The sequence below is a fragment of the Erwinia sp. 198 genome, assembly GCF_003937915.1.
GTDB lineage: Bacteria > Pseudomonadota > Gammaproteobacteria > Enterobacterales > Enterobacteriaceae > Erwinia > Erwinia aeris.
In genome coordinates this window covers 189,480-200,599 of the sequence record NZ_RHUM01000008.1, presented here as the reverse complement: position 1 = coordinate 200,599, position 11,120 = coordinate 189,480, and the positions used below count along the sequence as shown (strand labels likewise).

Below are 11,120 nucleotides of genomic sequence, written 5' to 3'. Positions count from 1 at the left end.
TTCGCTATAAAATGCGCTTAAGCGCCTTATGTTGCCCGTATGTGGCTAATAAGACAATCGGGATTCACCATAGACAGGGCTGTCATACTCTCGTCATAATGCCTCGAGACAATGCCTGGTTTTTTACAGGATCTGTGGAACGGAGTAAAAATGGGTCAGGAAAAGCTTTATATAGAGAAAGAACTAAGCTGGTTATCCTTTAATGAGCGCGTTTTACAGGAAGCAGCGGACAAATCCAATCCCCTGATTGAACGGATGCGGTTTTTGGGCATCTACTCCAATAATCTGGAAGAGTTTTATAAAGTCCGCTTCGCCGATCTGAAACGCCGCATTTTGATTGGGGAAGAACAGGGTTCACCCGATACGCCGCGCCATCTGCTGAAAAAAATCCAGGCGCGCGTGCTGAAAGCCGATCAGGAATTTGACGGGTTGTATAACGATCTGCTGCTGGAAATGGCGCGCAACCAAATTTTTCTGATCAACGAACGCCAGCTCTCTCCCAATCAGCAAAGCTGGCTGCGCCACTATTTTAAACACGAGCTGCGGCAGCACATCACGCCGATCCTGGTTTATCCCGACACCGATCTGATTGAGTTTCTGAAAGACGACTATACCTATCTGGCGGTAGAGATTATTCGCGGCGAAAAGATTGACTATGCGCTGTTGGAGATCCCGTCTGATAAGGTGCCGCGCTTTGTCAACCTGCCGCCGGAAACGCCGCGCCGCCGCAAACCGATGATCCTGCTGGATAATATCCTGCGCTACTGCCTGGGCGATATCTTCCGCGGCTTTTTTGATTACGATGCGCTGAACGCCTATTCGATGAAGATGACCCGCGACGCGGAATACGATCTGGTTACCGAAATGGAGTCCAGCCTGCTGGAGCTGATGTCTTCCAGCCTGAAGCAGCGCCTGACCGCCGAGCCGGTGCGCTTTGTCTATCAGCGCGATATGCCCGACGCGATGGTGGAAATGCTCAGCAAAAAGCTGAACATCAGCAACTACGACTCCATCGTACCCGGCGGGCGCTACCATAACTTTAAAGACTTTATCGGCTTCCCGAACGTCGGCAAGGCCAATCTGGTCAACAAACCGCTGCCGCAGCTGCGCCACATCTGGTTTGACCGCTTCCGCAACGGCTTTGACGCCATCCGCAATCGCGACGTGCTGCTTTACTACCCTTATCACACCTTTGAGCACGTACTGGAGCTGCTGCGCCAGGCTTCTTTCGACCCTGCCGTGCTGGCGATAAAGATCAATATTTACCGTGTGGCGAAGAATTCACGCATTATCGATGCGATGATCCACGCGGCCTATAACGGTAAAAAAGTCACCGTGGTGGTGGAGCTACAGGCGCGCTTCGACGAAGAGGCGAATATTCACTGGGCGAAACGCCTGACGGAAGCGGGCGTGCACGTGATTTTCTCCGCGCCCGGCCTGAAAATTCACGCCAAGCTGTTTTTGATTTCCCGTCGTGAAAACGGCGAAATCGTCCGCTATGCCCATATCGGTACCGGCAATTTCAACGAAAAAACGGCGCGAATTTACACCGACTACTCCTTGCTGACCGCAGATGCCCGCATCACCAACGAGGTCAGACGCGTCTTTAACTTTATCGAAAACCCCTATCGTCCGGTGAGTTTCGAGCACCTGATGGTGTCGCCACAGAACTCGCGCCAGATGCTCTATCAGCTGATTGATAACGAGATAGCCAACGCGCAGAAAGGCGTGCAGGCCGGCATCACCCTGAAGATCAACAATCTGGTCGATAAAGGCCTGGTGGATCGGCTCTATACCGCCTCCAGCGTCGGCGTGAAGGTTAACCTGCTGGTGCGCGGCATGTGCTCGCTGATCCCCAATCTGGAAGGCATCAGCGATAATATCCGCGTGATCAGCATTGTCGATCGCTATCTGGAGCACGATCGCGTTTATATTTTCGACAACGGCGGCGACAAAAAAGTGTTTCTCTCCTCCGCCGACTGGATGACGCGCAATATCGATTACCGCATTGAAGTTGCCTGCTGCATCCTTGACCCTATTCTGAAACAGCGGGTGCTGGATATTATTGGCATCCTCTTCAGTGATACGCTTAAGGCGCGCTTCGTAGACAAAGAGCTTAGCAACCGTTATGTTCCGCGCGGCAACCGCCGTAAGGTGCGCGCGCAGCTGGCTATTTACGATTACATTAAATCTCTGGAACAACCTGACTAACCCCTATGCCAATATCCCAGAAAAGTACGCCCAAACCCCAGGAATTCGCCGCCATCGACTTGGGCTCCAACAGTTTTCATATGGTGATTGCCCGCGTGGTGGACGGCGCCATGCAGGTGCTCGGCAGGTTGAAACAGCGGGTGCATCTGGCCGACGGTCTGGATCACAACAACGTGCTGGCCGAAGAGGCGATCGAACGCGGCCTGAGCTGCCTGGCGCTGTTCGCCGAGCGTTTGCAGGGCTTCAGCGCGGCCAACGTCACCATTGTCGGCACCCACACGCTGCGCCAGGCGGTGAATGCGGAGGACTTTTTACGGCGCGCGGCGGACGTGATCCCCTACCCGATTGAGGTCATTTCCGGGCAGGAAGAGGCGCGCCTGATTTTTATGGGCGTGGAACACACCCAGCCTGAAAAAGGCCGCAAGCTGGTAATCGATATCGGCGGCGGCTCGACCGAACTGGTGATCGGTGAAGATTTTGAACCCAAACTGGTGGAAAGCCGCCGCATGGGCTGCGTCAGCTTCGCCAATCTCTATTTTCCCGGCGGCGCCATCAGCAAAGAGAATTTCCGCCGCGCGCGGCTGGCCGCCACACAAAAGCTGGAAACGCTTTCCTGGCAGTACCGCCTGCACGGCTGGCAGTACGCGCTGGGCGCGTCCGGCACCATCAAAGCCACGGTAGAAGTGCTCCAGGCGATGGGCGAGAAAGACAAGCTGATTACCCCGGAGCGGCTGGAGAGTCTTTATGACGAGGTGATCAGGCACAAATCTTTCGACAGCCTGAGCCTGCCTGGGCTTTCCGACGAGCGTAAAGTGGTGTTTGTGCCGGGTCTGGCGATCCTCTGCGGCGTTTTTGACGCGCTGGCTATCCGCGAACTCCGGCTTTCCGACGGCGCGCTGCGCGAAGGCGTGCTTTATGAGATGGAGGGCCGCTTCCGCCATCAGGATATTCGCAGCCGTACCGCGCAGAGCATGGCGAACCACTACGCCATCGACAGCGACCAGGCCCGGCGCGTACTGGATACCACCGAACAGCTCTATGTCCAGTGGCGGGATCAAAATCCTAAGCAGGCGAACCCGCAGCTGGCCGCGCTGCTGAAATGGGCGGCGATGCTGCATGAGGTGGGGCTGACCATCAACCACAGCGGCCTGCATCGCCATTCGTCCTATATCCTGCAAAACACCAATATGCCGGGCTTTAATCAGGATCAGCAAACGCTGCTGGCGACACTGGTGCGCTGGCATCGCAAAGCAGTGAAGGTGGACGAGCTGCCGCGCCTGACGCTGTACAAGAAAAAACAGTTTCTGCCGCTGGTGTTTCTGCTGCGGCTGGGCACGCTGTTGAACAATCAGCGCCAGGCGACCTCTACGCCCGATTCCCTGCTGCTGGAGACGGACGACGGCCACTGGACGCTGACCTTCCCCCGTGATTACTTTAGCCAGAACAATCTGGTTCAGCTCGATCTGGAACGCGAACAGAGCTACTGGAAAGAGGTGACCGGCTGGCAGCTGACGATCAAAGAGTCCGATGAATGAACCAGAAGCCCGACGATTACTACACCGAAAAGTATCAGCTCACCGCTCCGCACTCTGAAGTGGTGGCGGCCGTGGGCCAGATAGCGCCCGGCGGTCGGGCGCTCGATCTGGGCTGCGGCAGCGGCCGGAATTCGCTTTATCTCCATCTGAAGGGGTTTGAGGTGACCGCCTGGGATCGCAATCCGGCGCGGCTTGAGCAAATCATGGCGGAAGAGCAGCTGAGCGGCATTCACACGGTGGTTAAAGATCTTAATGACGTGAGGTTTAACGGCGCTTACGAGCTGGTGCTCTCTACCGTGGTAATGATGTTTTTACAGCCGGAAGCCATACCGCAGCTGATTGCCGATATGCAGGCCAGCACGGTACGGGGCGGCTATAACCTGATTGTCTCGGCGATGGACACGGAGGACTATCCGTGTTCGCTGTTCCCCTTCACCTTTAAATCCGGCGAGCTGAGCGAGTACTATCGCAAATGGCGGATCGTGAAATATAACGAGCATGTCGGCCAGCTGCACCGCACGGACGAGCACGGCAACCGCATTTCGCTGCGTTTCGCTACGCTGCTGGCGCAAAAAGAGCGGGTGAAAGAGTAGCGGCTAATCGGGCAGCCTCTGCGGCGGGGCCTCGTCCTGCTCCACCAGCGAATGCAGCGGCTTTGCTTCGCCGTATAGCGTGCCCTGAAGGTAATCCACGCCCAGCTTGCGCAGCAGATTGTCTGCCTCCTGTGTTTCCACGTCCGCCGCCACGACCTGCATTTTTTTCAGCCGGGCCATAATGCAGGTTGATTCAATGATTTGATAATCCAGGCTGTTATTGAACATATTGCGGACAAACTCGCCGTTAAGCCTCAGCATATCCGCCTCAATCTGCTTTAACAGCGCGTAGCTGCCGTAGCCGTGCCCGAAGTTGCTGATAGCGACGCGGCAACCCAGATAGCGCAGCTGGTCGATGGCCCGATAGCCGCCGCCGTGCGGCGTCAGCATCGGCGACTCTTCCACGTAAAAGATCAGCTGCCACGGCTCAACGCAGTAGTCCTGCAGCATCGCCTGTATCTCTTTCGCCAGCCCCGGCCTGCACAGGCTAAGGGTGAAAAGCGCCGTCGCAATGCGGATGCCGGGCAGCTTTGCACGATGCTGGTTGATAAAAGAGAGAACCTGGCGCAGCCGCCAGCAGTCCAGCTCCCAGGTTAAGCCGAACTCGTTGATCACCGCATAAAATTCTGCTGCCGGTACCGGCTCGCGACGGTCATTTTCCAAAGCAAGCCAGACCGCGTGATAGTCGTCGCCGCGCACGCCGCAAATTTTCTGCGCAATCAGCTGGAAACCGTTGGATTTTAGCGCCTGCTGGACGGTGTTCAGCAGCGCGATTTTTTTGCTGATGCGGTACTGCACCGGCTGCGTCATTTTCTGCTGCAGGTTCTCCGTTATGCCGCTGGTCAGCGAGAGTTCCGCCATGCCGCTCAGCTCGCCCAGCAGCTCATAAAGATGATTGACCGGCGGCAGAACGCTGCAATAGCTGACGCCGATACCGGGATGTACCGGCAGGCCATCCCAGTTCAGGCAGTAATCTTTCAGCCGGGCCGTGATATTTTCAATCCGCGCCAGCTGCCCGCTCCCTTCCAGCCGCATCACTAAATCGAAGCCGGGGAGCTGATAAACGTCTTCCCCCGGCTGAAGTTCAGGCTTCAAATGGGCGGCCAGGCTGCTTTTATAGTGAATACGCAGACGCAGACCATAGGTGCGGCTCAGGCGATCCAGATCGGGAATAGTCAGAAAGCAGAGCGTGGAGCCGGCGCTGTTTGCCAGTGCCAGGCTCAGCGCGCGCAAATTAGGCAGGTTCATTACGGGATCGTTTAACGCCGCCGCTTTGGTTCTGGCCAGCGTGCGGCGCTGGCGCGTGGTGATAGCCGCCATCAGCAGCAGGCTAAGACTAAACACCAGCAGGTTGGCTGAAATAACCGCCAGCTGATAAGGCCCGGTATCCGGATGAAGAAAACGATCGCGCAGCTGATAAAGCACCATCAGCAGCAGCGCCCAGACCAGCCCGGTAAAAAGATAGCCAAAACGCATCGCTGCCCAGAGCATTAAAGGCAGCATCAGGGGCAAACCGTATTCGGTTGCCAACAGATTCTGCCGGCCAGGCGCGAACTGTAGCAGCATGGTCAACAGAAACGCCAACAGCAGCGCCCATACCGCGCCTTCCGTTTTGCTGACCTCAGGCGAAAATTGCTGGCGAAGGCGAAAGATCGTCAGCCGCAGATAGCCCGGACTACGCAGGCTGCGGATGAACAGATAGCACACCGGCACCATAGTGACACAAGCCAGCAGCGCGGACTGAAAATTCAGCAGCGTGTGCAGCGAAAAGGGTTCCCAGTGGAAAATCGAGCCTTTTAGCGGCACAAGGCCCGCCATCGCCAGGGTCTGCATCATAAAAACAAACAGCGACGGCATAAAAAAAGCCAGCCAGAACAGTCTGTTGGGCATCAGACGCAGCTCGCCATAGCGGACGCCCCAGCGCCGTTTCACCTGAAGCCGGTAGCCGCTCCAGCCGCTTAACAGCACCATCAGCCAGCTCGCGACGATCGCCGCCGCAGGCCCGGGCGCGTAGCGGTTAAAATAGTAGAGGCTCAGCCCTGTTGCTATCCCCGGAAAAGCCTTCCAGTCATACACCAGCAGCATCGCTATGATCGTAGCCAGCGGCAGATAGATCAGATAAACGTAGCCATCCAGCATCCAAAGGCGCACCGAAAGCTGCGTGGTGAGCGGCATCAGAATAGCAGGCAGTATGAGGGCTAGTCCCCAGGGGCTTTGACGGAAGCGGTTAAGGCGGGTCGTGACGATCATCATACTCGCTGAGTAACAGGGCAATCACGCCCGAACTGGATAGGCCGGAGCAGACCGGCGCTGGCATATCCGCCATACTATGCATATTCCTTCGGCTAAAATTGATCTTTATCATTTTCAATGCTTTTCTCTGCCAGAATCTCGCTGCCGTCAAGGAAGTTGAGAGGTAAACCCGCCGTGCCGCGTGTCTGAACAAAGCCCTTCTCTTCGGGCGATCGGCATTGACCTGGCGACCGCACTGTGTCTAAATTGTGCAATTGCCTACGGGCTAACTTCAGGAAACTTGCGTGAACCGCGCCATGCCATTCAGAAAACAGCGTAAAACAAGCCGTATGACCCGGATCGTTTTGCTGGTCAGCTTTATTATCCTGGCAGCACGTCTGCTTTATGTGCTGCCCGGAGCTATCGAACACCACAAACAAAAACAGCAGGAAACGACGGTCTCTGCCCCCGGCGCTAAATAGCGGCCAGGCCGCCTGAAAAAGCGCAACTTATTCCGGTCATCCGCTCAAATTAAGCAATACTTACTTCTTTGTCCGCTTTTGCCAGACACAAGGGAATTTTTATGTCTGTAGCTCAGTCACATGCTCAGCAGCTTGCTGAAATCCGTAACCGTATACTTAACCTTCTGCTCAACGATAACGACCTGGTGGATACGCTGCTTCGCAAACCGCTGAAACAAAGCGAAGCCGAAGCTGCAGCGCATCAGGAGCAGGTACAGGAGCTGAGAGATTACCTGCCGCTGCTGCACGCTGCGGATATCGCCGACCTGCTGGAAGCGCTGCCGGAAGAGGAACGCCAGGCGCTCTGGCAGCTGGTCGGCACTAACCGACGCGGCGAAGTGCTGGTCGAAGCATCTGAAAACGTCTGGGAAAGCCTGATCGAGGAGATGAGCGATCGCGATCTGCTCCAGGCGATTGAACCGCTGGATATTGATGAACAGGTTTATCTCGCCAAGTATTTATCGCGTGATTTAACGGGCCGGCTGCTGACCTCGCTCGATCCGGCGCAGCGTTCACGCGTGCTGGAAGTGATGGATTTCGACCGCGACCGCGTCGGTCGCATCATGGACTTTAAGCTGGTTACCGTACCGGCCGATATCAAACTTGCAACCGTACAGCGCTATCTGCGACGGAAGAAAGTGATGCCGGAAGGCACCGATAAGCTTTTTATTACCGACGAAAACAATATGCTGTTGGGCGAGCTGACGCTGATGGATATTCTGCTGAACAAGCCCGGCAAACGCGTTTTCGAGGTGATGAACGACAGGCCTGTGACCTTTCGGCTGGATGACAAGGCTGAAGACGCGGCGGGCGCGTTTGAGCGTTACGATCTGATCTCTGCCGCCGTTATCGATGCCAAAGGTAAGCTGATGGGGCGCGTCACTATTGAAGACGTTATCGACCTGGTTAACGAGGCGAACGACAGCAATATTCGTAAGATGGGCGGCGTAAACCCTGACGAGGACGTTTTCGCCCCGGTCAGGAAAGCAGTACGCACTCGCTGGACATGGCTGGCAGTCAACCTCTGTACAGCCTTTGTCGCCTCACGCGTGATCGGTTTGTTTGAGGATACGATTTCCCAGCTGGTGGCGCTGGCGACGCTGATGCCCATCGTAGCCGGGATCGGCGGCAATACCGGCAATCAGACCATTACCATGATCGTGCGCGCGCTGGCGCTGCATCAGGTCGAGCCAGGTAACTTTTCGTTTTTGATCGCGCGTGAGCTCGGCGTGGCGTTGATTAACGGTCTTTGCTGGGGCGGTATTATGGGCGGCGTCACCTGGGCGATGTACGGCAATCCGGCGCTGGGCGGCGTAATGATGCTGGCGATGGTGCTGAACCTGCTACTGGCGGCGCTGATGGGCGTCCTTATTCCGCTGATTATGACCAAACTAAAACGCGATCCGGCAGTCGGCTCCAGCGTACTGATTACCGCGCTGACCGATACCGGCGGCTTTTTCATTTTCTTAGGCCTGGCGACGATTTTTTTACTGCATAAGTAACAGCCTCCTCCGGGGCGCGGGCATAAAGTCTGTTCGCTTTTGTGCCTGTGCCCCACGGCCGCTCTTTTATCCTCGCCCGATACTCTCTGAAGAGACGCCATGCCGCCAGCACTTTAAAACAAGCAAAGCTCGGTGCCTGTTTCACGGCGTTGCCTGTTAAAAGGCATCTCGTAATATCTGCCGGTTAATTATCCATTGCATGAGGCAACCTGGCATATTTTTCCTGTCGCCTGCAAAAGGATTGCCGCTAATTTGTGCGTCCCCTTTCATTCCTGGCACGGCGATATTGTTATTTAACCGGGAGTAGAGACAAAAAAACGCAGTCTATTTCAGCTGCGGACTTGATTATAACGGCCCGGCTCGCCGCCGCTTTCAGGTTGGCCCAATCTCATCGCTTATTGACCGTCGGGCTACTCACGCCTCGCTGCTGATCCTTCTTATACTGCTTCCGTACCTGCTTAAAACCATTTCGCTACGCGGAAACAGACCACAGAAGGAAAAAAATGATGAAACTGACGCAAATCCGAAACGCCACGCTTATTCTTGAATATGCCGGAAAAAAATTTCTTATCGATCCCATGCTGGCTGAAAAAGAAGCCTGGCCGGGCTTTCCCGGAACGGCACGTCCTCATCTGCGTAACCCGCTGGTGGCGCTGCCGGTTGCCGTTGATGCCCTGCTAAACGTCGATGCGGTGATCGTGACCCATACTCACCTCGACCACTGGGACGATGCGGCGCAGCAGCTTATTCCTGACGACAAGCTTATTTTTACCCAGCACGACGCGGATGCCGCGCTGATCCGCAGCCAGGGCTTTACCAACGTCCGCGTGTTGACGACGGAAAACAGCTATGAAGGCGTTACTATCATTAAAACGGACGGACAGCACGGCAGCGATGAGGCCTATGCAAACCCGGAAATGGCTGCCATGCTGGGTGATGCATGCGGCCTGGTGTTCCGCCACGCCGATGAAAAAGTGCTGTATATCGCTGGCGATACTATCTGGGTGAAACCTTATGAAGAAAGCCTGCAAAGCCACCGGCCGGACGTCGTGGTGCTCAATGCCGGTTTTGCTCAGGTCGATGGTTATGGCGCCATTATCATGGGCACCGAAGATATCCTGCGTACTCACCAAATGCTGCCGGAGGCAACGATCGTGGCTTCGCATCTGGAAGCCGTCAATCACTGCGTGCTGACCCGCGCAGCGATCCGTGAGTTTGCTCAGCAAAAGGGTATGCAACAGAGCGTGCATGCGCCTGAAGATGGCGAAACGCTGGTATTCTGATGCTTTTGGGGAACCTGTTCAGCTCGGCGGGTTCCCAGCCCAGTCAGGAGAAAAAACGTGACCGTTCCTGTTGTTGCCGTGATTGCCACTGCCGGAGTCAGCACCTTTCACTTTTCCGTCCCCTGTATCGTTTTCGGCAAGGCGCTGCCCGAGCCGGAGCGCTTCGATCTGCAAATCTGTGCGGAAACGCCCGGCAACGTTCTGTCCGATATTGGCCTGTTTATTAATGTAAAACACGGGCTGGCGCTGTTGGAAAAGGCCGATATTATCGTGGTGCCTTTCTGGGATCGTCCGGAAGAAAAACCTTCTCCGGCCCTGCTGAGCGCGCTAAAAGCAGCCTGGCGACGCGGCGCAGAAATAGTGGGATTATGTCTGGGCACCTACGTGCTGGCCTATGCAGGCCTGCTGGAAAACCGACGGGCGGCCACCCACTGGGAATATGAAAAAGACTTCAGGGAACGCTTTCCGCAGGTGCATCTTGATACCAACGCGCTCTATATCACTGATGAGCGCCTGACCACTTCCGCCGGTACGGCTGCCGGCATCGACTGCTGCCTGAGTATCGTGCGCGACCATTATGGCAGCGTGTTAGCCAACAAGGTCGCCAGACGCATGGTAATGCCGCCCTATCGGGAAGGCGGACAGGCGCAGTATATCGAGCGCCCCGTTCCGGAAACCACTCGCGATAATGCGATTAACGACCTGATCGGCTATCTGCGCAGAAACCTCGAAAGACCGCACACTATCGATTCGCTGGCAGCCTTTTGCAATATGAGCCGCCGCACCCTGACCCGCCACTTTTTTGCCGCTACCGGTCTGACGCTGAGCGACTGGCTGATCGGCGAGCGGCTTCAGCGTAGCCAGGTGCTGCTGGAGTCGACGGATCACAGTATTGAGGTGGTGGCAGCCATGTCGGGATTTCAGTCGCCGGTGTCGTTCCGCCAGAATTTTAAACACCGGTTTGCTGTCAGCCCCAGCGAATGGCGCCGGGCCTTCAGGGGGCCGACTGCGCTGCTGTAGAGAACAGGAGACCGCTGATGAGAAGCTGCTGCGCGCGCCTGCAAAGCTCTGGTTATGGGGCGACAACGGCGATTTTCCGCTCCGTCAGCGTGCAGCCAATGGCAATAGCGGTATGGCGTTTCCCCCGTCCGGCAGGACATGATAATAAAGCCTGGAATGGATCAACGACATGACCTGCAACTTATCCATGCCTTGTTTGTTCGTTAATTAAACGGTAACGTCA

At 55.9% G+C, this 11,120-nt stretch carries 8 protein-coding genes; 7 read left to right on the top strand and 1 reads right to left on the bottom strand.

From position 1 onward, the window contains the following. Positions 1-150 precede the first annotated feature (150 nt). The 3 genes from ppk1 to tehB are packed head-to-tail and all read left to right on the top strand — an operon-like array spanning position 151 to position 4,339. Positions 151-2,211 (top strand): polyphosphate kinase 1, encoded by a 2,061-nt coding sequence (gene ppk1 / locus EGK14_RS13155; RefSeq protein ID WP_125289548.1) that lies wholly within the window; start codon positions 151-153, stop codon positions 2,209-2,211. Positions 2,212-2,216: 5 nt separating this feature from the next. Continuing rightward, entirely contained in the window at positions 2,217-3,746 is a 1,530-nt protein-coding gene (gene ppx / locus EGK14_RS13150; protein WP_125289547.1) for an exopolyphosphatase, read from the top strand. Then, complete coding sequence (gene tehB, locus EGK14_RS13145) at positions 3,743-4,339, top strand: tellurite resistance methyltransferase TehB (protein ID WP_125289546.1); 597 nt, start codon at positions 3,743-3,745, stop codon at positions 4,337-4,339. The genes ppx and tehB overlap by 4 nt, the downstream gene beginning before the upstream one ends. A 3-nt stretch (positions 4,340-4,342) precedes the next feature. Here tehB and EGK14_RS13140 read toward each other — a convergent pair whose 3' ends face one another. Then, a complete protein-coding gene (locus tag EGK14_RS13140) occupies positions 4,343-6,592 on the bottom strand; it encodes an EAL domain-containing protein (RefSeq protein ID WP_233598495.1) in 2,250 nt (749 codons plus the stop codon). Positions 6,593-6,876: 284 nt separating this feature from the next. Between EGK14_RS13140 and EGK14_RS13135 the strand changes: the two genes are divergently transcribed. The 4 genes from EGK14_RS13135 (at position 6,877) to EGK14_RS13120 (ending at position 10,897) form a co-directional block, all read left to right on the top strand. Next, a complete protein-coding gene (locus EGK14_RS13135; protein WP_125289545.1) occupies positions 6,877-7,053 on the top strand; it encodes a YfgG family protein in 177 nt (58 codons plus the stop codon). A gap of 101 nt (positions 7,054-7,154) precedes the next feature. Continuing rightward, on the top strand, positions 7,155-8,594 hold the full coding sequence (gene mgtE / locus EGK14_RS13130) for a magnesium transporter (RefSeq protein WP_125289544.1): 1,440 nt from the start codon (positions 7,155-7,157) through the stop codon (positions 8,592-8,594). 506 nt (positions 8,595-9,100) lie between these two features. Next, positions 9,101-9,877 (top strand): MBL fold metallo-hydrolase, encoded by a 777-nt coding sequence (locus EGK14_RS13125; protein WP_125289623.1) that lies wholly within the window; start codon positions 9,101-9,103, stop codon positions 9,875-9,877. Positions 9,878-9,934: 57 nt separating this feature from the next. Then, on the top strand, positions 9,935-10,897 hold the full coding sequence (locus EGK14_RS13120) for a GlxA family transcriptional regulator (RefSeq protein WP_125289543.1): 963 nt from the start codon (positions 9,935-9,937) through the stop codon (positions 10,895-10,897). Positions 10,898-11,120 lie beyond the last annotated feature (223 nt).